Origin of the sequence: Mesorhizobium sp. C372A, assembly GCF_030323245.1 — a bacterium.
GTDB lineage: Bacteria > Pseudomonadota > Alphaproteobacteria > Rhizobiales > Rhizobiaceae > Mesorhizobium.
This window is the reverse complement of the sequence record NZ_CP100475.1, coordinates 3649639-3675368: the sequence shown is the minus strand read 5'-3', so window position 1 is coordinate 3675368 and position 25730 is coordinate 3649639. Positions and strand designations below refer to the sequence as shown.

Below are 25730 nucleotides of genomic sequence, written 5' to 3'. Positions count from 1 at the left end.
CCCTCTCACGGCGGGCCCGCAACCACGCATTCAGCGACCAGATTGAGTCCGAGTCTCCCGGCAGGTTGCCCCCCAGACGGAAAACGCGGTCGACGCGTCGAACGACTCAAATCAGGAAACGCTTTAAGGCAGAGAATCAGAGAGTTGATTCGCTGGCAAGTGCTTATGATTCCGACAGATTCACTTTCCGCGAAAACGGCCGGAAAAAGCGTGTTGTGAGTCTTTGGAGCAACGGTGGCGCTGTTGTTTCAGACCGTTTGAAGTTCAAGCATCACATGAACTTCAGCTTGCGCTAAAGAAGCTGTCCGAGGAATTCCTGCACGGCATGGCCGGGGCGGAAATTGCCGAGCCGCTTGATTTCCCACTGCAGGCGGATGCCTGAATTTTCAAGCACGCGGGCGCGCACCGTCTCGCCGAGATATTCGAGGTCGTATCCGGTCGCTGTTCCGGTGTTGATCATGAAGTTGCAGTGCATCGGCGACATCTGCGCGCCGCCGATCATGAGCCCGCGGCAGCCGGCCTTGTCGATTTCCTTCCAGGCCGAGGTGCCTTCCGGATTCTTGAAGGTCGAGCCGCCGGTCTTCTCGCGGATCGGCTGCACCGTCTCGCGATGCGTCTGGACGGCGTCCATGGCCGCCTTGATCGCCTCCTGGTCTTCCAGAACACCTTCGAAAACCGCGGAGGTGAAGATCAGCCCGGCAGGTGCGGCCGAGTGACGATAGGCATAGCCCATGTCTTCATTGCTGAGGGTGTGGAGATTGCCCTTGCGGTCGAGCGCCCGAACCTCGACGACACGTTCCCGCGTCTCGACGCCATTGGCGCCGGCATTCATCCTCAGCGCCCCGCCGATGGCGCCGGGAATGCCGTGATAGAAATGAAAGCCGCCAATACCGGCCTCATAAGCGACGGCCGCGACGCGCTTGTCGGGCGTCGCAGCACCGGCCTTGATGACGGTCGGCGAAACCACCTCGGCCTCGCCAAAGCCCTTGGCCGAAAGCCGGATGACGAACCCTGGAATGCCGCCGTCGCGCACCAGGAGGTTGGAGCCGACACCGACGATGGTGAGCGGGATGTCCTCCGGCACGGCGCGCAGGAAGGCAGCCAGATCCTCCTCGTCGGCCGGCTGGAACAGGGCGTCCGCCAGACCGCCGGCGCGGAACCAGGTGATCTTGTCCATCTCGGCATTGGGCGTGATGCGGCCGCGCAGGCCGGCAAGCCGGTCGCCAAGTTTGTCGAGCAGGTCCTGGCCGCGCATCATGAGACGGTACCGCCGAGTTCCCCAGGCAGCGCATAGGCCCATTGGGTGATGTTGCCGGCGCCCAGGAAGATGACGAAGTCGCCCGGTTTCGCCAACGCGCGGATGACGGGCGAAATCGCGGCAGGGGTTTCGACGTAGCGCGCATCGCGATGGCCCCCGGAGCGGATGCGCGACACCAGCGCCTCCGAGGTCACGCCGTCGATCGGCTCCTCGCCCGCCGCATAGACCGGCGCCACCATCACCGTGTCGGCATCGTTGAAACAGACCGAAAATTCGTCGAACAGATCGTGCAGCCGGGTGAAGCGGTGCGGCTGCGCAATGGCGATGACGCGGCCCTTGGTGGCGCTGCGCGCCGCTTTCAACACCGCCGTGATCTCGACCGGGTGGTGGCCGTAATCGTCGAAGATGTCGACGCCGTTCCACGAGCCGGTGTGGGTGAAGCGCCGCTTGACGCCGGCAAAGGACGACAGCCCTTTCTTGATCGCTTCGGCCGATAGGCCGAGTTCATGCGCGACCGCAATTGCGGCGGTGGCGTTGGAGACGTTGTGGCGGCCGGGCATCGGCAGCCGCAGATCCGATATCGTCGTCTGGCCGCCGGTCTTGCGGTCGCGGATCACCACGTCGAATGCCGAGACGGCACCGGCCATCCGGTGGTTGGTGAAACGCACATCGGCCTGCGCGTTCTCGCCATAGGTGATGACGCGGCGGTCCTCGATGCGGCTGACCAGCGCCTGTACTTCCGGATGGTCGGTGCACATCACGCCAAAACCGTAGAACGGCACGTTCTCGACGAATTGCCGGAACGCCTCGCGCACCTTGTCGAAACTGCCATAATGGTCCAGATGCTCGGGATCGATGTTTGTGACGACGGCGATCTCGGCCGGCAGCTTGAGGAAGGTGCCGTCGCTTTCGTCGGCTTCGACCACCATCCACTCGCCATCGCCCATACGGGCATTGGTGCCATAGGCATTGATGATGCCGCCATTGATCACCGTCGGGTCGAGCCCGCCGGCATCGAGCAGCGTCGCCACCATCGACGTGGTTGTGGTCTTGCCATGCGTGCCACCGATCGCGACCGCCTGGCGGAAGCGCATCAGTTCGGCCAGCATCTCGGCCCGGCGCACGATCGGCAGCAGTTTTTCGCGCGCGGCCTTCAGCTCGGGATTGGATTTCTTGATCGCGGTGGAGACGACCACCACTTCGGCCGCGCCGATATTCTCGGCCTTGTGGCCGACAAAGCATTCGATGCCCTTGTCGCGCAGCCGCTGGACATTGGCGCTGTCGGCCTGGTCCGAACCCTGCACCTTGTAGCCGAGATTGTGCAGAACCTCGGCGATGCCGCTCATGCCGATGCCGCCAATGCCGATGAAATGCACAAGGCCGATGGTCTGCGGCATCTTCATCAATGCGTCCCTTTCCTGAAATCCGAAACGGTTTTTCTGGACGCAATAGCCTCTGTGAGATCAGCGAGCAACCGTGCCGCGTTCGGCCGGCCAGCCGACTTCGCTCCGGCAGCCATGGCCGTCAGCCGCTCGGGAGTGTCCATCAGCCCGCCAATGAGAGCCGCGATGCGCTCCGGCGACAGTGACGATTGCGGATGCACCTCGCCGCCGCCCGCCGCGGCAAGGGCGGCTGCGTTCGCCGCCTGATCGTGATCCAGCGCATAGGGATAAGGCACCAGCAGCGCCGGCCGGCCGATGACGGCGATCTCCGAAACCGTCGAGGCGCCGGAGCGCGAGATCACCAGATGCGCCGCGCCCATGCGCTGTGCCATGTCGGTGAAGAAGGGCGAGACCTCGACATGGACGCCGAGTGCCGCATAGCCGGCCTTCACCCGCGCCACGTCGTCGGCGCGGGCCTGCTGGGTGATCACCAGCCGCTTGCGCTGCGCCTCCGGCAGAAGTGCGATCGCCGTCGGCATGGCGTCGGAAAAGAACTGCGCGCCCTGGCTGCCGCCGAACACCAGGAGCCTGAACGGATCCGCCCCTTTGGATGCGGTGTAGGGCGTCTTGGCCGCCTCCAGGATTGGCGGCCTGACCGGATTGCCTGTCGTCACCGTCTTGGCGCCTGTGGCACTTTCATCTTGCGGCAGGAATCCGCCGGCGATGGCATCGACGCGCCCGGACAGCGCCCGGTTGGCGCGGCCCATCACTGCGTTCTGCTCATGGATCAGCGTCGGCAGCTTGCGCCGCGTCGCGGCATAGAGCGGTGGCAAGGTCGGATAACCGCCAAAGCCGACGACCGCATCAGGCTTGATCCTGGCGATGACGGCGGAGGCCTGGCGCACGCCGCGCCAGATCTTCCAGAACGCGCCAAGCAGCGCGACAGGGTTTTTCGAGCCCATCGTCGCCGACTGGATCGGATGGATGGCGGCGGCCGGGAAATGGCCGGCAAAGCGCTCGGCGCGGTCGTCCGTCGCCAGATGCACGCCCCAGCCGCGCTCGATCAGCTCATGCGCCAGCGCCTCGGCCGGAAACAGATGTCCGCCTGTTCCGCCAGCAGCGAGAAGGATGACACCCCGCGCCATATCACTCCGCCGGCAGGGCGCGCTGCGACAGGGCAAAGCCCATCTGCTTGCGCTTTTCCGGTCGCTTGCGCGTCAGCGCCAGCACCATGCCCATCGAGATGGCAATGGCGATCTGCGAGGAGCCGCCATAGGAGATGAAAGGCAGCGTCATGCCCTTGGCCGGCATCAGTTGCAGGTTGACGCACATGTTGATGACCGACTGCAGGCCGAACACGGTGACGAGACCGCCGACGGCGTAGCGGGTGAAATCATCATGTTCCTTCAATGCCGTGCTCAAGCCGCGCAGCACGATGAAGGCGAAGATCGACATGATGAAGAAGCACATGATCAGCCCGAACTCTTCGCCAGCGACCGAAAACACGAAGTCGGCATGCGCGTCGGGAATGACCCGCTTGACCGTGCCCTCGCCCGGCCCGACGCCGAACCAGTGGCCGTTGATCAGCGCCTCGCGGCCCATGTCGACCTGGAACGTGTCGCCTTCGCCGGTTAGGAATTTGTCGATGCGCGCGGCGACGTGCGGGAACACCGTATAGGCGGCAAACAGGCCGCCGGCGCCGGTGGCGCCAAGCGCGATGATCCATAGCCAGGGCAGGCCGGCCATGAAGAACATGACGCCCCAGGTGCCGGTCACCAGCATGGTCTGGCCGAGATCGGGCTGCGCCACCAGAAGCGAGATGACCAGGATCAGCAGCAGCATGGCAAACAAATTGCCCGGAATGTCGGGCTGGCGCTTGTGTTCTGCGAACAGCCAGGCGCAGACGATGACGAAGGCGGGTTTCAGGAATTCCGACGGCTGGATCGACATGCCGACAAACGACACCCAGCGCCGTGCGCCCTTCACCTCGACGCCGATGTAGAGCACGGCCACCATCAGCACCAGCATGATGCCCAGGATGATCAGCGCCATGCGCCGGATCTGCCGCGATTCCAGGAAGGACACCGCCAGCATCACGCCGAGTGCCGGCACGGTGAAGATGATCTGCCTGGTGGCAAAGTGGAAACTGTCGAGGCCGATGCGTTCGGCCACCGCCGGGCTTGCCGCAAAGGACAAGACGATGCCAAGCCCCATCAGCGACAGGAACGCCGCCAGGAACCAGCGATCGATCGTCCACCACCAGGTTGCAACCGGGCTTTTGTCGAGACGGCTTTGCATTATCGTGCCCCTCCGATGGGTTTCACGCCCTCGATAGCATTCGCAGCTTGCCTGAAGGCTTCGCCGCGAACTTCGAAATTCTTGAACTGGTCGAAACTGGCGCAGGCCGGCGACAGCAGCACCACCGCCTCGCCGCTGTCATCCTTGGCCGCGTCTTTCGCGGCATGGTCGACCGCGGCGGCCAGCGTGCCCGAGATTTCATAGGGCACGGCTTCGCCGAGCGTCGCCGAGAACGCGGGTGCCGCCTCGCCGATCAGATAGGCCTTGGCGATGCGCGGGAAGAAACCGCGCAGCGGCTCGATCCCGCCTTCCTTGGGCAGTCCGCCGGCGATCCAGTAAATGCGCGAAAAACTCGACAGCGCCGGTGCCGCCGCATCGGCATTGGTCGCCTTGGAATCGTTGACGAACAGCACGTGGTCCTTCCGCCCGACCTGCTCCATGCGATGCGCCAGGCCCGGGAAGCTCTCAAGTCCTGCCTGGATCTCGCCGAGGCTCAAGCCGACCTTGAGGCAGGCGGCGACCGCGGCAAGCGCGTTCTGCGCATTGTGCTGGCCGCGCAACGAACCGATGCCTTCGAGGAAGGCGACGCGGCGGTAGCGGCCATGCACGGCTTCCATCAGATCGGAGCCGTCGGCGAAATAACCGTCGGTCAGCGGCAGCCGCTTGGAGATGCGGATCACCTGTCGGCCCGCCCTCTCCAGCCGGTCGGCGATCTGCGCGCACCAGCTATCGTCGACGCCGACAATGGCTGTCTCGCTGCCGGCGACCAGCCGCTCCTTGATCGAAGCGTAGTGCTGCATGGTGCCGTGGCGGTCGAGATGGTCGGGCGTCAGGTTGAGCAGGATGCCGGCCGTCGGATTGATCGAGGGCGCGAGATCGATCTGGTAGGACGAACACTCGACGACATAGTGCCGGTCAGCCCGCGGTGGATCAAGCGTCATGATGGCGCGGCCGATATTGCCGCCCATCTGTGTGCCGCGCCCTGCCGATTTGAGGATATGCGCGGTCAGCGCCGTGGTCGTCGACTTGCCGTTGGTGCCGGTGATGGCGATGAACGGCGCATCAGGCGCGCGCGCAATCCGCTCGCGGCAGAACAATTCGATATCGCCGATCACTTCGACGCCGGAGCCACGCGCCAACTCCACCGTCCAGTGCGGCTTGGGATGCGTCAGCGGTACGCCGGGTGAGAGCACGAAGGCCGAGAATTTCGACCAGTCGGCGCCGCGCAGATCGGCGGTCGCAATGCCTTGGTCAGCAGCCTTGGCGACGCTATCGGGATTGTCGTCCCAGGCGAGCACGTCGGCGCCGCCCTCGATCAGCGCGCGCGCCGTGGCGATCCCCGAGCCACCGAGCCCGAAGAGCGAAACGCGTTTGCCCGAAAAGGATGCGGCGGGGATCAAGCGGGTTCCTATCTCAGCTTGAGGGTCGACAGGCCGACCAGCGCCAGGATGACGGCGATGATCCAGAAGCGGATCACCACCTGGCTTTCGGTCCAGCCGAGCTTTTCGAAATGATGATGGATAGGCGCCATCAGGAAGACGCGCTTGCCGGTCATCTTGAAGTAGCCGACCTGGATGATGACCGACAGGATTTCCACGACGAACAATCCGCCGACGATGACCAGCACGATTTCGTGCTTGGTGGCGACCGCGACCGTACCGATCAGGCCACCCATGGCCAGCGAACCGGTGTCGCCCATGAAGATCGCTGCCGGTGGCGCGTTGAACCAGAGGAAGCCGAGGCCGGCGCCGATGACGGCGCCAAGCACGACAGCCAGCTCGCCGGTGCCGGGCACGAAATGAATCTGCAGATATTCGGCGAACACCGCATTGCCGGAGAGGTAGGCAATAACGCCGAAGGATGCCGCCGCGATCATGATCGGCACGATCGCCAGCCCGTCGAGGCCATCGGTCAAATTCACCGCATTGCCGGCGCCGACAATGACGAAGCAGGAGAACGGCACGAAGAACCAGCCGAGATTGATGATGAATTCCTTGGCGAAGGGGAAGGTCAGCGACGACGAGAACGGCGCCTGGCCATTATGCATGATCGCCCAGGCGGCGATGCCGGCGATGACGAATTCCAACGCCAGCCGCGCCTTGCCGGAAAAGCCGAGATGCGACTGCTTGGTTACCTTGAGATAGTCGTCGTAAAAGCCGATCGAACCGAAGCCCAGCGTCACCAAGAGCACCACCCAGACATAGATCGAGGAGAGGTTCGCCCATAGAAGCGACGAGCCGACGATGCCGCACAGGATCATCAGCCCGCCCATCGTCGGCGTGCCGGCCTTCTTGAAATGCGTCTGCGGGCCATCGGCGCGGATCGGCTGGCCCTTGCCTTGCCGCAGCCTAAGCGAATTGATGATGGTCGGCCCGAAGATGAAGACGATCAGCGCCGAGGTGATCAGCGCACCGCCGGTGCGGAAAGTTATGTAGCGGAAGACATTGAAGACCGAGACCTTGTCCGCAAAATCGACGAGCAATGTAAACATACGATTCCGTTCCCCGGACTAGTTCTGTTTCGTGCCTGCGGCTTCCGCCGGATATTTGCCGAGCAAGGCCTCGACCAGCTTTGAAAAGCCGATGCCTTTCGACGATTTGATCATCACCACGTCGCCGGCCTTCAGCGTCGACAACAGCAGCGGCTTCAATTCCTCGGCGCCGGCGCGGTATTCCGTTTTGATCTCGTCGGGCAGGATGTCTGCCAGCGCCCGCATTTCCGGACCGCCGAGAAAGACCGTGTTTGTGCCGGTGCCGACGATCAGTTCGGCAAGGGCTGCATGGAGCTTGGCCGAATGGTCGCCGAGCTCGAGCATGTCGCCGAGCACGGCGATGCGCCGGCCCTCGCCCGTGACAGGCGTCGCGTTGAGCAGCGCCATGGCAGCAGCCATCGAGGCCGGATTGGCGTTGTAGCTCTCGTCGATCAGTGTGATCGGTCCCTTGGGGTGGCGAAGCATATGGCGCTTCCCACGGCCACGCTCGGCCGAAAGATCGGCCAGTGCCAAGGCCACCTTGCCGATGTCGGCTTCAACCAAATGCGCGGCGCCGAGCACCGCCAGGACGTTCTGTACCATGTGGCGGCCGGGCGCGCCGATGCGCGCCGTCACATCCTGCCCGCCGATCCTGGCGGTGATGTCGGAATGATCGGCATGCAGCTCGCATTTGGTCAGCTTGTAGGTCGACCGTGCATTCTCGCCGAAGCCAAAGACATGTTCGACGCCGGCGGCTCGCGCCATCTTGTCGAGCAGCTTCCATCGCGCATCGTCGCGGTTGAGCAAGGCCGCACCGCCGGGCTCGATGCCTTCAAAAATCTCGGCCTTGGCCTTGGCGATCTCGTCGAGATTTCTAAAGAAGCCGAGATGCGCCGCGGCGATCATCGTGACGATGGCCACATGTGGCCGGACCATCTTGACCAGCGGCCGGATCTCGCCCGGATGGTTCATGCCGATCTCGAACACCGCATAGTCGCAATCGCCGGGCATGCGCGCCAGCGTCAGCGGCACGCCCCAATGATTGTTGAAGGACTGCGCCGAAGCATGCACCGTGCCGACGGCCGACAGCACATGACGCAGCGCCTCCTTGGTGGTGGTCTTGCCGGCCGATCCGGTCACCGCGATGATTTTTGCGCTGGAACGGGCGCGGGCGGCAACACCGAGTTTCTCCAGTGCTGCCAGCACATCCTGCACGACGATCATCGGCGCCGTCAGCCGCCCAAGCGACGGCAATTTGCCCTCGGCGACGACCAGAACGCCGGCGCCGGCCTTGATCGCCGCGGTCGCGAAGTCATGGCCGTCCATCGCCTCGCCCTTGATGGCGAAGAAGGCGTCGCCCGGCTGCAGGCTGCGGCTGTCGATCGAGATCCCCGAAATTCCCTCCGGCATCGGCCCGAGCGGCCGACCGCCCATGGCGTCGACCAGCGCCTCGGAAGTCCAGAGCACGCTCATGCGGCCCACTCCCGCAGCGCCGAGCGGACTTCTTCGTGGTCGGAGAACGGAAAAGTCTCGGCGCCGATGGTCTGGCCCTCTTCATGGCCCTTGCCGGCAACGATCAGCGTATCGCCCGCTTTGAGCATGGCGACCGCTTCGTGGATCGCCTTGCGGCGGTCGCCGATTTCGATGGCGCCGGGTGCGGCTGCCAGGATCGCGGCACGAATCGTTTCCGGCACTTCCGAGCGCGGATTGTCGTCGGTGACGATGACGACATCGGCCAGCCGCGTGGCGATTGCGCCCATGATCGGCCGCTTGCCCCGGTCGCGGTCGCCGCCGCAGCCGAACACGACGATGACGCGCCCGGTGGTGAACGGGCGCACGGCGGCCAGCACATTTTCCAGCGCATCCGGCTTGTGGGCATAGTCGACATAGACGGGCGCGCCATTGGCGGTGGCGCCGACAAGGTCGAGCCGTCCCGGTGCCCCCTGAAGTTTCTCCAATGTCATCAAAGCTTTGGCGACCGGCGTTCCGGTGGAAATGGCCAGCCCTGCCGAAACCAGGGCATTGGCGATCTGGAAGTCGCCGGCGAGCGGCAGGTCGATCTCGTAGAGCACGCCGTCGGCTTCGACCTCGGCGCGCTGGCGGTGGCGCTCGTGCTCGACCCGCTTCAGGCGCAGGAAATCGCCATGGCGGCCGACAGTCAGCACCTTGAGCCCGGCGGCCTGCGCAGCCTGGATGGTCGGCGCCGACCACGGATCGTCGGCAAAGATGACCGCTGGCGCGCCTTTCGGCAGCAGCGTGTCGAACAGGCGCAATTTCGCGCGATGGTAATCCTCGACCGTCGGATGATAGTCCATATGGTCGCGGCCGAGATTGGTGAAGCCGCCCGCGGCGAGCTTGACGCCATCGAGGCGGCGCTGGTCGAGACCATGGCTGGAAGCCTCCATCGAGGCGTGGGTGACGCCGGCCTCCGCCAATTCCTTGAGCAACTGGTGCAAAGCCACCGGATCGGGCGTGGTCAGCGAACCGTAATCGTTGCGGCCCGGCGCCACCACGCCGGTGGTGCCAATGGACGCGGCGGCAAAGCCGGCCTGCTCCCAGATCTGCCGGATGAAGGCGGCGACCGAGGTCTTGCCTGCGGTGCCGGTAACCGCGACCATCGTCTCCGGCTGGCTGCCGAAGAAACGTGCCGCGCTCAGCGCCAGCGCCAGGCGTGGGTCGTCGACGCTGAGCACCGGGACGGACAGGCCGGAAACGGCGCCGGCCTTGCCCACGACAACCGCCGCTGCGCCGCGCTTTGCCGCATCGGCGGCATAGGCCGAACCATCCGCCTTGCTGCCGGCGAGCGCGAAAAAGACCACGCCGGTCTTGACCGTGCGGGAATCCGACGAAATCCCGGTTACCTCCACATCGCGGGAAGATGTTCCCTCGACAGGCAGGATACCGGCTAAATCTCTCAGGTGCATCGAACCCCGTTTATCTCAACAAAATAGCGCGCAGTTGCCGGCGCGCCCTAAGAATCACTGATAGGAAACCAGCGTTGCGCCATTTTCATGGCTGAAATCTGGCTTCACGCCAAGCATGGCGGCTGCCCGCCTGATGATGTTTCCGGCCATGACACCCGCATTGTTGGCGGCGACGTCGGTCATCCCGGGCTTTTCCGGGTGCGGAGCGTCGGCGATCGTAAACACCAGATATTGCGGATCGTCCATCGGGAAGGCGGCGACGAAGGTGTTGAAATTCAGTTCCTTCGAGTAGCGGCCATTGATCACCTTCTCGGCGGTTCCGGTCTTGCCGCCAACGCGGTAGCCGGGGGCCCTGGCGTTTCTGGCCGAGCCTTTCTCGGCATTGAGCGTGTAGAGGTAGCGCATGCCCTCCACAGTCTTTTCGCTGACCACTCTCTTGGCCACCGCCATGGCATCCTGCTCGCTGCGGACCAGGAAAGTCGGCGGGATCAAATAGCCCTGCATCAGCGCCGCGCAGCCGACGGCGGCCTGCAGCGGCGTCGTCGACACACCATGGCCGAAGGCGATGGTGAAGGAGTTGACCTGTTTCCAGACCTTCGGTTCGGTCGGGCGCGCGACCTCAGGCAGTTCGGTCTGCATCCTGTCCAGAAGGCCAAGGCGATGCAGGAATTCGCGGTGCCCCTCGATGCCGACCATTTCGGCCTCACGGGCCGATCCGATATTGGAGGAGTAAAGGAACACCTCCGGCAATGACAGCACGCGGTTCTTGCCATGGAAATCGTGGATCGCCTGATGGCCGACGCGGATTGGGTGCGAGGCGTCGAAACGGCTGTTCATATTCGCCTTGCCGGAATCGAGTGCCATGGCCGAGGTGAAGCTCTTGAAGGTCGAGCCCATCTCGTAGAGGCCGGCCGACATGCGGTTCAGCCGATCCTTGTCCTGCGCATTGAAGGGATTGTTCGGATCGAAATCCGGCACCGAGGCCATCGCCACCACTTCGCCGGTCTTGATGTTGAGCACGACGGCGCCGGCGCCCATGGCGCGATAGCGCTCGAGGCCGGCGGCAATCTCGTCGCGCACCACATGCTGGACGCGCAGGTCGATCGACAGCTGAACCGGCTTCAGATCCTTGGCGATCGCAAGTCCTGAGGCCTGCAGGTCGCTTAAGCCCTGCTCGTCAATGTATTTCTCCATGCCGGAGATGCCCTGATTGTCGATGTTGGTGAGGCCGACAATGTAGGACGAGGTCACGCCGGCCGGATAGAAGCGGCGCTTTTCGGTGCGAAAGCCGATTCCGGGAATGCCGAGCTGCATGATGTCGGCCTGCTGCTTGGGCGTCAGCTGCCGCTGCAGCCAGACGAAGCCGGCGCCGCTCTTCAGCTTGTGATAGGTCTGCTCGGGGTCGATATCTGGCAGAATGGTCGACAGCTTTTCGATCGCCTCGTCGGCATCGACGATGCGGCGCGGCTCGGCAAACAGCGATGCCGTCTTGATGTCGGTCGCCAGCACCTCGCCGTTGCGGTCGACGATGTCGGGACGCGACGCCGTCACCCGGCTTTGCGGCCCATTCGACATGTCGGGGGACTGGAAACCGAGATAGACCAGCCGCCCGGCGATGGTCGAATAGATGCCGAAGAACACCGCCATCGTCATCACGATTCGGGTCTTGGCCTTGCCGCCGGTCGCCTTGCGCGCGCCTTCGACCACGATGGAGCCGTCCTCGCCGGTCCGTGCGCGGCGCTTCAGCAATTTGCCGACCGACGGAAGTTTGGCGCGCATTGGAAATCCAGCGATCATTGGACGATGGCTCCGGTGACCACGGGATCCTTGTCGGCTGGTCCTTTGCCGGAATTGTCGGCCATGCCGCCAAGCCGTTGCGACGACAGGTCCTCGATGTTGAGCGGTTTTGCCGGCAGGTCGTCGAGCCCGACGATCTGCCGCGCATTGACCGGCTCGAGTGCGAGCTGCGATTTGTAGATTTCAGCCAGCTTCTGCAGGCGCGACGGCTGGGTCAGCAGGCTCCAGTCGGCCTTGAGCAGGTCGATCGTGTCCTCCTCATAGCGGATCTGCGCCTCGATCTTCTGCACCGAAGCCAGTTGTTCCTCGGCCTCGCGCTTGGCCTTGTAGGTCAGGGCCGCGGCCGAGACCATGACGGCGATCAGGACTATGTCGCTGGTTCGAAACACGTATTCACCTCTCTCGCGGCGCCTGGATGCCGGGAAGTTTTGGAAGTCCGAAAACGGTGAGATCACCGGCGCGCGCCGGCGCCTCGGTGCGGATGGCGGCACGCAGCCTGGCCGAGCGCGCCCGCGGATTGGCAGCGACTTCGGCATCGCCTGCCGTCACGCCGCCACCGGCCTTGCGGAAGGTCGCGGTACGCGCGTGCGCTTCGGGCAAATGACGTGAGCCGGTGGCGACGTCGGCGCGGTCGGCGATGAAGCGCTTGACGATGCGGTCTTCCAGCGAATGGAACGTCACCACCGCAAGCCGCCCGCCGGGCTTCAATACCCGCTCGGATGCCATTAGGGCTTTGGCCAATTCGCCCAGCTCGTCATTGACGAAAATGCGCAGCGCCTGGAAGACGCGGGTGGCCGGATGAATCTTGTCCTTCGGCGCGCGGCCGATATGCGTTTCGATGGCGTCGGCGAGATCGAGCGTGCGCTCGAACGGACGTTTTTCGCGGCGTGACTCGATCATGCGGGCAATGCGGCCGGCATTCCGCTCTTCGCCGAGGAAGCCGAAGATGCGGGCAAGGTCGCCTATCTTGAACGAATTGACGACGTCGGCAGCACTCAAGCCCGCCTGCGCCATGCGCATGTCGAGCGGCCCGTCGGTGCGGAACGAAAAGCCGCGCTCGGGCTGGTCGACCTGCATGGAGGAAATGCCGATGTCGAGGACAACGCCGTCGGCGCTTTCGACCTGCTCGTCCAGCGTCGAAAATGGCGCCTGCACCAGCCTTAGCCTGCCGCCGGATTGCTGTTCCAGGCCGCGCCCGGCGGCAATCGCATCGGGATCGCGATCGATCGCCACCACCGAGGCGCCGCTCGCCAGGATCGCCTTGGTGTAGCCGCCGGCGCCAAACGTGCCGTCGACGATCACATCGCCGGCTTTGGGTGAGAGCGCCTCCAGCACTTCGGCGAGGAGGACCGGAATGTGGCGGACCGGTCCGCCAACGGCGCTGAGATCATCGCCGTGATCCGCCATCATTCCGGCCGCTCCCCAGCCTTGGCCTCGTGAGCCTTCGTCCCCTGCCGAAGCTGCAAAAGCCGAGCGCGCGCCTGCGCCCCATAGGCGGCCAGCCGTCCCGGCTCCCAAACTTGAAAGAAATTGCCACGGCCGACAAAGGCCACTTCGCTCGTGATGCCCGTATGCTCGCGGATGAAATCGCTCATCGTGATGCGGCCATCCTGATCGAGCTTCAGGAACGTCCCGTCGCCATGGCAGAAGAACGACATATCGTCCGCCGTCTGCAAAAAAGGGTCTTCCAGCGCGATGCGCTGCTCGTAGCGGTCGAGCAGATCGAGCCCGCCGACATCCATCGCAGGCACGTCCAGGCCGCGCAGCGCATAGAGTTCCGAATAGCCGCGTTTCTGCACGACCGCGCGGAAATGCGCCGGAACGGAGACCCGCCCCTTCGCATCGATCCTGTTCACCGCGCTTGACAGAAACCGGTCCATGACACGCTGCAGCCGCTTCCGCCGCCGCACCCCTCTCCATGTTTTCGTCCGCGCCGAAGCGCGTCCCCTGCCGAAAATCCGCTTCGATCCCAGCGGCAAAACCCCGCAAACGCACAGCCGCCGCGGCTGCCCGATTGGCGTACGCTTTACCCTGACGCGGAACGAAGGCTTTGGTATCGAAATGGGATATCATGGGGCACTATGGGCGTCAACGGGAACAGGCTTCACAAACGCGCGCGCCACAACCGGTGAGAGCAGCTCTGACAACACTCCCGTCTTTATCTCCCATTAAGCCTAACGAACCGTTTAGAGCGGGCTGGCCCAAGCGGAAGCGGCTTGCCGCGCATCACTGCCGCGAATAGCGTCGTCAGTCTTTTCGCTGAGCAACAAGGTCAGAAATCCATGTCCGAAACAGCCAGGTCCCGCGCGGCCTCCCTTGCCCATCTGCGTCGCGACGGACTTGCCAAAGGCGACCCCATCCCATTGCCGCTGACCATGGCCGCTATTTTCCACAACCCGGGCGACGGCGCCGGCTACCGTCAGTACGGCCGTTACAGCAACGCCACCTGGGATGCAGTCGAGCACATGCTGGCGCATCTCGAAGACGCGCCATGCGTCGGCTTCCCCTCAGGAATGGCGGCAATCTCGGCGGTGTTTTTCGGCCTGTTGAAATCCGGCGACCGCGTGCTTTTGCCTTCGGACGGCTACCATGCCACACGCGCGCTGGCCGAACGTTTCCTCAAGCCCTTCGGCGTCGCCTATGATCTGCGGCCGACAGCTACATTCCTCGACGGCGGCTTCGACGGCTACCGCCTTGTCTACGTTGAAACCCCGTCAAATCCGCGATTGGACATTTGCGACATCACAGCCGTCACCGAGGCCGCGCACCAAGCGGGCGCGATCGTCGTCGTCGACAACACCACGATGACGCCGTTCGGCCAGCGTCCGCTCGATCTCGGCGCCGACATTGTCGTTGCTGCCGACACCAAGGCGGCCAATGGGCATTCCGACGTGCTGTTCGGCCATGTCGCCAGCCGCAATCCAGACATCATCGCGGACGTCACCGGCTGGCGCGAGACCGCGGGCGGCATTCCCGGCCCGTTCGAGGCTTGGCTGGTGCATCGCGGCCTGGAGACGCTGGACGTACGCTTCGACCGCATGTGTTCTTCTGCCGAGGTGATCGCGAAGCGCCTGAAAGACCATCGCGCCGTTAGCGGCTTGCGCTACCCCGGGCTGGAGGGCGACCCGTCGCACAACCTCGCCCGGGCGCAGATGGAGCGCTTCGGCTTCCTCGTGTCCTTCGAACTCGCTTCCGAAGACAAGGCCGAGGATTTCATCAACAACTGCACGCTGATGCAGGCGGCAACGTCGTTCGGGGGTGTCCACACCTCCGCCGAGCGGCGGGCCAAGCGAGGAGATTCGGTTCCGCCCGGCTTCGTGCGCCTGTCGGTGGGCTGCGAGCCGGTGGAAGAACTCTGGCAGGCGATCGAGGCATCGCTGGACAAGATCGGCGTCTGAACTGGTGGATTAGGTCACCAAGTCGTCGGCGCCAATATCGCGCCTGCCGTGCAAAACGCGGACGATCTCGATCGCGTCTTCGCCCATGCGATACAGAGTGACATATTCGCCGACGATCAGATGACGAATGCCGGGCGCGATATCATCGCGCGGCGCACCTGAGAACGGGTGCAAGGTGAGCAGTGTCTAGCGCCTCTCCAAAGCGTCCACAAGGCGCATGGCTCCCTTTGGGCTATGTTCCGCAATGTAGTCACCGATGCCTTCGACATCTGATATCGCCTGAGGAAGCAGCCGATATTTCACTCTTCCGAGCCTGCAGCTTCCGACATCCTGTGATATTTGGCTCGCAGCCGGTCCATGAAGGGCTGGCCGTCCACCGCCGGTCCGCTGTCGATCCCCTCCTGAACCAGCCTGCGCAGTTCCTCGACCGTATAGCCGAGCAGATCGCGGCGGTCTTTCCATTGCCGCAGCGCATCACGGATGACTTCGCTGGCCGAGGCATATTCGCCGGCGGCCACGACATCGTCGACCGCCGCCGCCAGTTCCGGCGAAAGCGTGATGCTGCGTTTGTCGACATGACCCATGGCGTGCTCCTGATCAAACCACGACGATCATGGTACGATTAAATCGTACCAGCTTCAAGAATGCGTTTGTCTCGACCCACCCGGTGCAGTTGATTCAATCGCTCAAGCACCTGAATCGTCAGCTGCGCCCGAAGGCGCAGACTGCTGATCCCAAAGGATTAATCGCGATATGGGGAGAAATTGCCAGCTGGCCTGTAAGCCGGGTTTTGTATGGCCCTCGCCCCTTTCGGGGCGAGAACGTGGCGGCCATTCATCTTGGGCGCATGTTGCCATGCGCCTCACGCAACCTACCCGGACGGTGAGCCGGAAACAGCCCTCGAAGGTTTCCCCTCGCACCGTCCCTATTCGGTCTTGCTCCCGGTGGGGTTTACCGTGCCGCTCCTGTTGCCAGTCGCGCGGTGGGCTCTTACCCCACCCTTTCACCCTTGCCCCGATAAATCGGGGCGGTTTGCTTTCTGTGGCACTTTCCCTGGGGTCGCCCCCGCCGGCCATTAACCGGCACCGTGTCTCCATGGAGCCCGGACTTTCCTCACCCGCAGCCTTTCGGCTTTGCGGGTGCGGCCGCCCGGCCAGCTGGCACAGCGTATAAAGGGGTTCACGTTCCAAAACGCAAATGAAAAAGCAGACTTTATGCCGGCGATCCCAATGCCGCCAACTGCACCTTGACCTTGCCGCAATAGGCCGCCGACACCGGGTTCATCCGCGTCGCGGCATGGCCGGCATTGTATTTCAGGATCGTGCCGCAGGTGGTGCCGCCGCCGAGATTGCGCGCCATGGCAAGGTACTTCATGCCGTATTTGATGTTGGTGTCGGGATCGAACAGACCCTTGGCGGAGCCGCTATACCCCATCATCCGCGCCGTTGCCGGCTTGATCTGCATCAGGCCGATTTCACCCGCGCTGCCGACGATGTTCGGCCGGTAGTTGCTCTCGATCTTGATGACCGCCTGGGCCAGCGACACCGGCACGCCTTCGGCCGCGGCATAGCGGGCAATGATTGCCGAATACTGGCCGCCAAGCGCGGCTGCCGCAGTCGACTCCGCAGCGGTGCTTGGGCGGATCGATGCGGTCGTCGTCAGGTCGACGCTCTTCCTGTTGCGCTTAAAATGCCTCTTGGCCGTGGCTTTTCTGGCCTTCACCACGGCTGCTTTGCGCACATTCGCGGTGGTTGCCCTTTTTGCTTTCGGGTTTGCCTTCGTCATGGTGGCTTTGGCGGGTGCGGCGATGAAGCCCTGGTCTGCCCTCTGGCTCAGTGGTGCGGCATCGGCCGTGCTGAAGGTAAAAGTCATTACGCCGGCAGCAATAGCTGCCGTTACAACGGTCAATTTCTGCATGTGGTCCCGTTCTGTTTGGCCGCGCGAAGATCTTCACGCAGCAACGCCTAATCAATATCGGAGCATCCGGGGGGCTGGAGGTCCGATAACTTGCACGAACTGCCTTTGAGGGCGGAATTTGTGTCGAACAAGGCGAGGCAATTCACTTTCAGTGACAGGTTGTAACTTGAATATCAGGAAACGATTATTTAGACGCAACTGACCTAAGGGAAGTCAGCAGGCTTTGCAGCGTGCTAGACGTAGAGCCGTCGGCGACACCATCCACCAGGCGCGGTCGGAAATGCCGTTGAAAAGCTTCGACGACGATTTCGGTCTGGCGGTCGAAGACACCTGATATCTCGACGCCATAGCCATAGAGCGCCAGCATCGACTGCAGTGTCTCGACCTCGGCGCCGGTATCGCCGGCTTTCAGCACCGCGCCGCGCCGGACCGGCGCCGCAGGCACGAGATGGCCGACCCCGGCCGCAAACAGCGCCTTCCAGGGGAATTTCTCGCCCGGGTCGATCTTGCGCCCCGGCGCTATGTCGGAATGGGCAAGCACCCTTTGCGCCGAAATGCAATGGCGTTCGATGATACCAAGGCAAAGCCCGATCACCGCTTCCACCTGCCGCTTGGGAAAGGCCGAATAGCCGAGCGAATGGCCGGGATTGACGATTTCGATGCCGACCGAACAGGAGTTGATGTCGGTACGCCCGAACCAGGAACTTGCACCGGCATGCCAGGCGCGGTCGCTTTCGCGCACCATCTGGATAATGCGACCGTCCTCATGGACGAGGTAGTGCGACGAGACTTCGCTTGCGGGGTCGCACAACCAGGCTTCCGCGGCAGCACCAGTCGCCATGCCGGTATAGTGCAGCACGATCATGTCGGGCCTGAGGGTTTCGCGCCGCGGGCCGAAATTCGGCGATACCCTGACCTCCGCGCTTGGCTCGTCGGGCGGGAAGCCGCTCATGCGTGCCTGAGGCCCCGCTCGATCATTTCATAGGCCGCGTTGATCGCCGCGACCCTGGTCGTTGCAATCTTGATGAATTCCTGCGGCAGGCCGCGCGCGATCAGCCGGTCCGGATGATTGTCGGAGACCAGCTTGCGGTATCGCTTCCTGACCTCCTCGAACGGTTTCCCGCGCTCAATGCCGAGCACGATATAGGGATCGCCGGCGCCGAGATTGACGTGCCTGGCCAGGATGGCCTCGTAGTGCACCTCGTCGATGCGGAAAATCTCGGCAATACGGTGCAGGAAAATCCCTTCGCGCTCATGCACCAGCCCATCCGCCTTGGCGATATGGAACAGACCGTCGAGTATGTCTTCCAGCATGACGCAGTTCGAATGGCCCGAGCCGCACATCTGCGCCATACTCTCGGCATAGGTCTCGAACCCGGCGACGTCGCGCTTGGCCAGATCGTAAAGCCGCGCCACATTGCGGGTCTGTTCTCGCGGCACCTCGAATATTTCCTGGAACGCGCGAACCTCGTCCTGGGTGACGATGCCATCGGCCTTGGCCATCTTGGCTGACAGCGCAATCATCGCCACAGAGAAGGCAACACGCCGGCGCAGATCGGCGTCACCGGAGAAAACCGTGCGCACGGCCTCAACCACATCGGCTACGCCGGACGTGGCTGAAGATGAAACGCGGGTGATGAAGTCGCCGAGGCGATCCCAAATCGACATGAGCGCTTATTAGGGCCGCCGGCCATTGCTATCAAGCCAAGACAGCGCCGCAGAGTGGACCGAATTTACGCAAGCAACCGACGCGCCAGATCCCAAACCGTAGGAAAGAGCCGGTTCAAGGCCCTTGAGCCCCGAATCGACCTAAACGCAGGAAGGCCGGCGCGAAGCCGGCCTCCTCTCTCGTCACGTCAAAGTGACCGAGACTGCTGCTACTGCGCGGGGGCAGGAGCAGGTGTTGCCGGAGCCGGTTCTGCAGGCTTCGGTGCATCCGGCGTCGCCGGCTTCATGGGCTCGGCGGCTGGCGGATTGGTGCTCTGGGTGGTGGTGTTATCCGTACCGCTGTCGCTGCAGGCGGCAACGCCGAACAGGGCCAGGGCGGAAACGGAAGCAAGAATGAGCTTTTTCATGACATCTCTCCTTCAACACACGCTCACGTTGCGGTGAACGGTCGAAGGCAAAATGCGTCAAACGGCCATGAGTTTCGTAACGTTGCGTTTCCTGATGTAACATCCGCGCACTACCGATTGCGGGCCGGGCGATGCCGAACTAACAGTCTGGACCCAAATGCAATGCCGGAGTTCTGCGTGGACAAGAAATGGGATTTTTGGATCGACCGCGGCGGCACCTTTACCGACGTGATCGGACGTGATCCGCAAGGCGGTTTGCATCCCAGGAAATTCCTGTCGGAAAATCCCGAAGCCTATCCCGACGCGGCCATAGCCGGCATCCGCGAGCTTCTGGGGCTGAAATCCGGCACCGCTATTCCTCCGGGCCTGGTCGGTGACGTCAAGATGGGTACCACCGTTGCCACGAATGCGCTGCTGGAGCGCAAGGGCGACCGTGTGCTTTTGCTCATCACCAAGGGCTTTCGCGACGCGCTGAAGATCGCCTATCAGGCGCGGCCGGACATCTTCGCCAAGGAGATCATCCTTCCCGAACAGCTCTACGAGCGAGTCATCGAGATCGACGAGCGTGTGCGCGCCAATGGCGAGGTCGAGCGCTTGCTCGACATCGCCGCCTGCCGGCCCGCCATCGAACAGGCGAAGGCCGACGGCATCGATGCGGTGGCCATCGTCTTCATGCATGCCTGGAAATATCCCGACCACGAGAAGGCGGTGGCGAAAGTCTGCCGCAAGATCGGGTTCAGCCAAGTCTCGGTCAGCCATGAAGTCTCGCCGCTGATCAAACTGGTCGGCCGCGGCGACACCACCGTGGTCGATGCCTATCTGTCGCCGATCCTGTCGCGCTATGTGCAAAGGGTGGCGGGAGAACTGGGCGCGACGCCAATCTCCCCACTTGTGGGGGGTGAGGAGCGGTCGGCCAAAGGCCGAGAAAAAGCCAACGATTTGGCTTTTTCAGCGACGAACGCCCGGAGCCATAGCGAAGGGCAGTCCGCAAAGCCGACAGGGGGGGGCGCTGTCCCGCCAGCGCCTCATTCCGTCACGCCCCCCTCTGCCCTGCCGGGCATCTCCCCCACGAGGGGGGAGATTGGCCAATCTCCTCGCCTGATGTTCATGATGTCGTCGGGCGGGCTTACCGCCGCCGACATGTTTCAGGGCAAGGACGCGCTGCTGTCCGGCCCGGCCGGCGGTGTCGTCGGCATGGTCGAGACGGCGAAACTCGCCGGATTCGAGAAAGTCATCGGTTTCGACATGGGCGGCACCTCGACCGACGTCGCCCATTATGACGGCGAGTATGAGCGCGCCTTCGACACCGAGGTCGCCGGCGTGCGCATCCGTGCGCCGATGATGCGCATCCATACCGTCGCTGCCGGCGGCGGCTCGATCCTGCACTACGAAGCCGGCCGTTTCCGCGCCGGCCCGGATTCCGCCGGCGCCAATCCTGGCCCCGCCGCCTACCGGCGCGGCGGCCCGCTGGCCGTCACCGACGCCAATGTCATGCTGGGCAAGCTGCAGCCCGATTTCTTCCCGGCAATTTTCGGCCCAGGCCAGGACCAGCCGCTCGATGTGGCCGCCGTGCGCAAAAAATTCGCTGCGCTGGCCGTCGAAATCGGCGATGGCCGCACGCCGGAAGCCGTCGCCGAAGGCTTCGTCACCATCGCGGTGGAAAACATGGCCAATGCCATCAAGAAGATCTCCGTGCAGCGCGGCTATGACGTCACTGAATATCTCTTGAACTGTTTTGGCGGCGCCGGCGGCCAGCATGCCTGCCTGGTTGCCGACGCGCTCGGCATGGAGGCGGTACTGATCCACCCCTTTTCCGGTCTGCTCTCAGCCTATGGTATCGGCCTGTCGTCGGTTTTCGCGTCGCGCCAGCAGGCGCTCCTGAAGCCGCTTGCCGAAGAATCCAGGACCCAGATCGGCAGCCTCATCGGCACGTTGAAAAAAGCCGTCATCGCCGAATTGGCAGCGCAAGGCATCGCCGAGGACAAGATTGCGGCAAAGCCGGTGCTGCACATCCGCTATGACGGCACCGACACCACGCTGCCGGTGAATTTCGAACAGGACTCGATCTTCCAGGCCAGGCGCGATTTCGAAGTGGCCCATAAGGCGCAGTTCGGGTTCGTCTATGACGACAAGCCGATGATCGTCGAGACCGTTGGCGTGGAAGGCGCCGAGATCGTCGAGACCACGGCCGAAGCCGTTGCGCCCGCCGGACCGGCAATGGTTGAAGCCGGTGCGTCCGGAACGCGGCGCATCTACACCGAGGGCCGCTGGCATGAGGCCGGCATCCATCGCCGCGAAAACCTGCGCCCATCCAATCTGGTCCCAGGCCCCGCTTTGATCATCGAGCCGAACCAGACCATCGTCGTCGAGCCGGGCTGGCGGGCCGAAATCACCAACCTCAATCACGTCGTCATCCGCCGCACGGAACGGAAAGTGCGCACGGCTGCCCTCGGTACCGAAGCCGATCCGGTGATGCTGGAGGTCTTCAACAACCTCTTCATGTCGATCGCCGAGCAGATGGGCGTCACGCTGCAGAATACCGCCTATTCCGTCAACATCAAGGAAAGGCTGGACTTTTCCTGCGCCGTCTTCGACCGTCATGGCGCGCTGGTCGCCAACGCGCCGCACATGCCGGTGCATCTCGGCTCCATGGACCGCTCGGTCGAAACCATCATCCGGCTGAACTCCGGCGACATCCATCCCGGCGACGTCTTTGCGCTGAACGCCCCCTATAATGGCGGCACGCATTTGCCTGATATCACCGTGGTGACGCCGGTGTTTTCCCTCCCCCTTGAGGGGAGGGTGGCCGCGCAGCGGCCGGGTGGGGTCCTCTCAGAAGGCACCACAAGAGCGTCGAGCACTGCCGCAACCACCCCCTCACGCGGCTCCGCCGCCACCTCCCCCTCAAGGGGGGAGGAAGTAATCTTCTACGTAGCCTCGCGCGGCCACCATGCCGACATTGGCGGCACGGCTCCCGGCTCGATGACGCCGCTTGCCACCACGGTCGACGAGGAAGGTGTGCTGTTCGACAATTTCCGCGTTGTCGATCGTGGAAAATTCCGCGAGGCGGAGTTGCAAACGCTGCTCACCGACCACCCCTATCCTGCCCGCAACCCACACCAGAACATCGCCGACCTCAAGGCGCAGATCGCCGCGAATGAAAAGGGCGTGGCGGAATTGCGCAAGATGGTCGCCCATTTCGGCCTTGACGTCGTCGAAGCCTATATGGGCCATGTCCAGGACAACGCCGCCGAAAGCGTGCGCCGCGTGCTGGAGCGGCTGCCAGATAGTTCCGAGTACGAATACCCGACCGACACTGGCCAGGTGATCAAGGTGAAGATTACCGTCGATCGGCAAAAGCGCGAGGCGACCGTGGACTTCACCGGAACGTCGAAGGTCGAGAAGAACAATTTCAATGCGCCCGAGCCCGTCGCCCGCGCATCCGTGCTCTATGCCTTCCGTGTCATGGTCGAGGACATGATCCCGATGAATGCCGGCTGCCTGCGGCCGATCAACATCATCATCCCCGACGGCTCGATGCTGAAGCCCGCCTACCCCGCCGCCGTCGTCGCCGGCAATGTCGAGACCTCGCAGCATGTCACCAACGCCCTGTTCGGCGCCATGGGTGCCATGGCCAATGCGCAAGGCACGATGAACAACCTGACCTTCGGCAACAAGCAGTACCAGTATTACGAGACCATCTGCTCCGGTTCGCCGGCAGGCCGGATGAACTCCGGCCGCGGCTTTGCCGGGACATCCGGCGTCCACACCCACATGACCAATTCGCGCCTGACCGACCCGGAGGTGCTGGAATTGCGCTTTCCCGTGCTGCTCGAGGATTTTCACATTCGCGAAGGCTCCGGCGGCAAAGGCGAATGGAGCGCCGGCGACGGCACCAGGCGGACGATCCGTTTCCTCGAAAAGATGGAATGCGCCATCCTGTCCTCGCACCGCAACCGCCCGCCGCAAGGCCTCGACGGCGGCGGTGACGGCGAGGTCGGCTCGACCAAGGTCCGCCGCCAGGACGGCAGCGTCGAGACGCTGAAGGCCTGCGACCAGACCGTGCTCGACGCCGGCGACGCCGTCATCCTGACAACGCCGACACCGGGGGGATTTGGCAAGGCCTGAACTCGCGTCAACAGCCTGTCACCCGCCTGTCATGCCCCTGAGTTACCCGCTTGCGGCAAAGCAAATGGGGAATCACTTTGCCATGACGGACGTCTCCTCGGATCTCGTTTTTCGCCGCGGCAAGGAAGTTGGAAAAGCCGTCTACCAGAACCGCCCGCTGTCGAAGGCCGGCATCTCGGAGCGGCTGTTCGCGCTGCTGTTTTCCGGCCTTGTCTATCCGCAGATCTGGGAAGACCCTGAAGTCGACATGGAGGCCATGCAGCTTGGCCAGGGCCACCGCGTCGTCACCATAGCGTCGGGCGGCTGCAACATCCTCGCCTACCTCACCCGCTCGCCTGAACGCGTCGATGCGGTCGACCTCAACGCCGCCCACATCGCCTTGAACCGGATGAAGCTGGAGGCGGTGCGGCATCTGCCCTCGCAGGGCGATCTGTTCCGTTTCTTCGGCGCCGCCGACACCAACCACAATTCGCAAGCCTATGACCGCTTCATCGCGCCGCATCTCGACCCGGTCAGCCGCCACTATTGGGAGCGTCGCAACTGGCGCGGCCGCCGGCGCATAACCGTCTTCGACCGCAATTTCTACCAGACCGGCCTGCTCGGCCTGTTCATCGCCATGGGCCACCGCATCGCCAAATTCTTCGGCGTCGATCCCGCCGGTATCATGGCGTCGAAGAGCCTCGCCGACCAGCGCCGCTTCTTCAACGAAGAGCTGGCGCCGGTCTTCGACAAGAAGCTGTTGCGCTGGGCTACCTCGCGCAAGGCTTCGCTGTTCGGCCTCGGCATTCCGCCGGCGCAGTACGATTCGCTGATCACCTCGGGCGATGGTTCGATGGCCAGCGTGCTGAAGGCCCGGCTGGAAAAGCTCGCTTGCGATTTTCCGCTGAAGAACAACTACTTCGCCTGGCAGGCTTTCGCCCGCCGCTATCCCAATCCGGGCGAGGCCGCCCTGCCCGCCTATCTAGAAGAGGCCAACTACAAGGCGATCCGCAACAATGTCGATCGCGTCGGCATCCACCACGCCAATCTGATCGAGTTTCTGGCCGGCAAGGACGCAGGCACCGTCGACCGTTTCGTCCTGCTCGACGCGCAGGACTGGATGACGGACGACCAGCTCAATGCCCTTTGGTCGGAGATCACCCGCACCGCCTCGGTCGGCGCCCGAGTCATCTTCCGTACCGCCGCCGAGCCCAGCCTGCTGCCGGGCCGCGTCTCGATCTCGCTGCTCGACCAGTGGACCTACGAGGACGAGGCCTCGCGCGACTGTTCGGCCCGCGACCGCTCGGCCATCTATGGCGGCTTCCACCTTTATGTGAAGCGCGCGGCATGAGCGCGAGCGAGCTGCCGGCCGACCATGCCGAACTGATGGACGGCGTCTATCGCTGGCAACGCCATATCTACGACCTGACCCGCAAATATTACCTGCTCGGCCGCGACCAGATGATATTCGGGCTGGATGTGCCGGCAAATGGCAGAGTGCTCGAACTTGGCTGCGGCACCGGCCGCAACATCGCGCTTGCCGCCCGCCGCTATCCCGACGCCCGCCTCTACGGCCTCGACATCTCGGCCGAGATGCTTGAGACGGCGAGCAAGGCGATCGGCCGCGACGGCCTGTCCGGCCGCGTCGTGCTGGCGCGCGGCGACGCCACCGATTTCGACGCCAAGACGCTGTTCGGCATCGAGCGCTTCGACCGCATCTTCGTGTCCTATTCGCTGTCGATGATCCCCGGTTGGGAAAAGACGGTTTCGGCAGCCCTTGCGGCACTCGCGCCCGGCGGCTCGCTGCATGTCGTCGATTTCGGCCAGCAGGAAGGCTTGCCCAACTGGTTCCGGAGATTCCTGCGCGGCTGGCTCAAGAAATTCCATGTCACGCCACGTGAATCATTGCGCGAAGTCTTGGAATCGGAATCTCGGCGAACCGGCGCAAGCTTCTGTTTCGGCGCGCTTTATCGCGGCTATGCCTGGCTGGCGGTTGTCAAGATCGCGCACTCTTACCTCCCCTCGATGGGGGAGGTCGCGCCGAAGGCGCGGGTGGGGGTGAAGTGCCAGGCACCCCGCCCCGGCGCTACGCGCCGACCCTCCC

Annotated in this window: 21 protein-coding genes, 1 other RNA gene and 1 pseudogene; 4 read left to right on the top strand and 19 right to left on the bottom strand. The window is 63.6% G+C overall.

Going from position 1 to position 25730, the window contains the following annotated elements; all coding sequences use genetic code 11:
• Window positions 1-292: 292 nt before the first annotated feature.
• Genes murB through mraZ form a run of 12 tightly spaced genes read right to left on the bottom strand, consistent with a single transcriptional unit; the run spans window position 293 to window position 14009 of the window.
• On the bottom strand, window positions 293-1258 hold the full coding sequence (gene murB / locus NLY42_RS17425) for a UDP-N-acetylmuramate dehydrogenase (RefSeq protein ID WP_027050618.1): 966 nt from the start codon (window positions 1256-1258) through the stop codon (window positions 293-295).
• Window positions 1255-2661, bottom strand: coding sequence for a UDP-N-acetylmuramate--L-alanine ligase (gene murC / locus NLY42_RS17420; protein WP_023668277.1), 1407 nt, complete (start codon window positions 2659-2661; stop codon window positions 1255-1257). The genes murB and murC overlap by 4 nt, the downstream gene beginning before the upstream one ends.
• The gene (gene murG, locus NLY42_RS17415) at window positions 2661-3785 is read right to left on the bottom strand and encodes an undecaprenyldiphospho-muramoylpentapeptide beta-N-acetylglucosaminyltransferase (RefSeq protein ID WP_023668276.1); all 1125 of its coding nucleotides are present in this window, start codon (window positions 3783-3785) and stop codon (window positions 2661-2663) included. Before murG ends, murC begins: the two co-directional genes overlap by 1 nt.
• Window position 3786: 1 nt before the next feature.
• Window positions 3787-4938, bottom strand: a complete 1152-nt coding sequence (ftsW, locus tag NLY42_RS17410; RefSeq protein ID WP_023668275.1) for a putative lipid II flippase FtsW — start codon at window positions 4936-4938, stop codon at window positions 3787-3789.
• Window positions 4938-6338 carry a UDP-N-acetylmuramoyl-L-alanine--D-glutamate ligase gene (gene murD, locus NLY42_RS17405; RefSeq protein ID WP_023753532.1) on the bottom strand — a complete coding sequence of 467 codons (1401 nt, stop codon included), beginning with the start codon at window positions 6336-6338 and terminating at the stop codon, window positions 4938-4940. Before murD ends, ftsW begins: the two co-directional genes overlap by 1 nt.
• 8 nt (window positions 6339-6346) lie before the next feature.
• On the bottom strand, window positions 6347-7429 hold the full coding sequence (mraY, locus tag NLY42_RS17400) for a phospho-N-acetylmuramoyl-pentapeptide-transferase (protein WP_023668273.1): 1083 nt from the start codon (window positions 7427-7429) through the stop codon (window positions 6347-6349).
• An 18-nt stretch (window positions 7430-7447) separates the two neighbouring features.
• Window positions 7448-8881, bottom strand: a complete 1434-nt coding sequence (locus tag NLY42_RS17395) for a UDP-N-acetylmuramoylalanyl-D-glutamyl-2,6-diaminopimelate--D-alanyl-D-alanine ligase (protein ID WP_023741697.1) — start codon at window positions 8879-8881, stop codon at window positions 7448-7450.
• Window positions 8878-10332 (bottom strand): UDP-N-acetylmuramoyl-L-alanyl-D-glutamate--2,6-diaminopimelate ligase, encoded by a 1455-nt coding sequence (locus tag NLY42_RS17390; protein ID WP_023753533.1) that lies wholly within the window; start codon window positions 10330-10332, stop codon window positions 8878-8880. The genes NLY42_RS17395 and NLY42_RS17390 overlap by 4 nt, the downstream gene beginning before the upstream one ends.
• 54 nt (window positions 10333-10386) lie before the next feature.
• Complete coding sequence (locus NLY42_RS17385) at window positions 10387-12111, bottom strand: peptidoglycan D,D-transpeptidase FtsI family protein (protein ID WP_023682141.1); 1725 nt, start codon at window positions 12109-12111, stop codon at window positions 10387-10389.
• A gap of 14 nt (window positions 12112-12125) precedes the next feature.
• Window positions 12126-12518, bottom strand: a complete 393-nt coding sequence (gene ftsL, locus NLY42_RS17380; protein WP_023682142.1) for a cell division protein FtsL — start codon at window positions 12516-12518, stop codon at window positions 12126-12128.
• 4 nt (window positions 12519-12522) lie between these two features.
• A complete protein-coding gene (gene rsmH, locus NLY42_RS17375) occupies window positions 12523-13539 on the bottom strand; it encodes a 16S rRNA (cytosine(1402)-N(4))-methyltransferase RsmH (RefSeq protein ID WP_023697024.1) in 1017 nt (338 codons plus the stop codon).
• The gene (gene mraZ, locus NLY42_RS17370; protein ID WP_023682144.1) at window positions 13536-14009 is read right to left on the bottom strand and encodes a division/cell wall cluster transcriptional repressor MraZ; all 474 of its coding nucleotides are present in this window, start codon (window positions 14007-14009) and stop codon (window positions 13536-13538) included. The genes rsmH and mraZ overlap by 4 nt, the downstream gene beginning before the upstream one ends.
• 402 nt (window positions 14010-14411) lie before the next feature.
• Between mraZ and NLY42_RS17365 the strand changes: the two genes are divergently transcribed.
• Window positions 14412-15527, top strand: a complete 1116-nt coding sequence (locus NLY42_RS17365) for a cystathionine gamma-lyase (RefSeq protein ID WP_023753534.1) — start codon at window positions 14412-14414, stop codon at window positions 15525-15527.
• 9 nt (window positions 15528-15536) lie between these two features.
• Here the strand turns inward: NLY42_RS17365 and NLY42_RS17360 are convergent, their stop codons facing one another.
• The 7 genes from NLY42_RS17360 to NLY42_RS17330 form a co-directional block, all read right to left on the bottom strand.
• Window positions 15537-15701 (bottom strand): type II toxin-antitoxin system RelE/ParE family toxin, encoded by a 165-nt coding sequence (locus tag NLY42_RS17360; RefSeq protein WP_245259999.1) that lies wholly within the window; start codon window positions 15699-15701, stop codon window positions 15537-15539.
• Window positions 15702-15826: 125 nt separating this feature from the next.
• Window positions 15827-16111: a type II toxin-antitoxin system ParD family antitoxin gene (locus tag NLY42_RS17355; RefSeq protein ID WP_023668264.1), complete on the bottom strand. Its 285-nt coding sequence runs from the start codon at window positions 16109-16111 to the stop codon at window positions 15827-15829.
• A gap of 179 nt (window positions 16112-16290) precedes the next feature.
• An RNA gene (rnpB, locus tag NLY42_RS17350) (RNase P RNA component class A) lies at window positions 16291-16688 on the bottom strand.
• 51 nt (window positions 16689-16739) lie between these two features.
• Window positions 16740-17444 (bottom strand): lytic transglycosylase domain-containing protein, encoded by a 705-nt coding sequence (locus NLY42_RS17345; RefSeq protein WP_023744596.1) that lies wholly within the window; start codon window positions 17442-17444, stop codon window positions 16740-16742.
• A gap of 184 nt (window positions 17445-17628) precedes the next feature.
• Window positions 17629-18396: an N-acetylmuramoyl-L-alanine amidase gene (locus tag NLY42_RS17340; protein WP_023753535.1), complete on the bottom strand. Its 768-nt coding sequence runs from the start codon at window positions 18394-18396 to the stop codon at window positions 17629-17631.
• On the bottom strand, window positions 18393-19112 hold the full coding sequence (locus NLY42_RS17335) for a J domain-containing protein (protein ID WP_023699613.1): 720 nt from the start codon (window positions 19110-19112) through the stop codon (window positions 18393-18395). The genes NLY42_RS17340 and NLY42_RS17335 overlap by 4 nt, the downstream gene beginning before the upstream one ends.
• A 209-nt stretch (window positions 19113-19321) precedes the next feature.
• Window positions 19322-19519, bottom strand: coding sequence for a hypothetical protein (locus tag NLY42_RS17330; protein ID WP_023668260.1), 198 nt, complete (start codon window positions 19517-19519; stop codon window positions 19322-19324).
• Window positions 19520-19696: 177 nt separating this feature from the next.
• Here NLY42_RS17330 and NLY42_RS17325 point away from each other — a divergent pair, with 177 nt between their 5' ends.
• From NLY42_RS17325 to NLY42_RS17315, 3 genes and pseudogenes are all read left to right on the top strand, one after another.
• Window positions 19697-23647: a hydantoinase B/oxoprolinase family protein gene (locus tag NLY42_RS17325; protein WP_023753536.1), complete on the top strand. Its 3951-nt coding sequence runs from the start codon at window positions 19697-19699 to the stop codon at window positions 23645-23647.
• A 31-nt stretch (window positions 23648-23678) separates the two neighbouring features.
• Window positions 23679-24977 (top strand): BtaA family protein, encoded by a 1299-nt coding sequence (locus tag NLY42_RS17320; protein WP_031244534.1) that lies wholly within the window; start codon window positions 23679-23681, stop codon window positions 24975-24977.
• Window positions 24974-25630: pseudogene (locus NLY42_RS17315) on the top strand (class I SAM-dependent methyltransferase); the annotation flags it as partial. The gene NLY42_RS17320 and the pseudogene NLY42_RS17315, both read left to right, overlap by 4 nt.
• Between the last annotated feature and the right edge of the window lie 100 nt (window positions 25631-25730).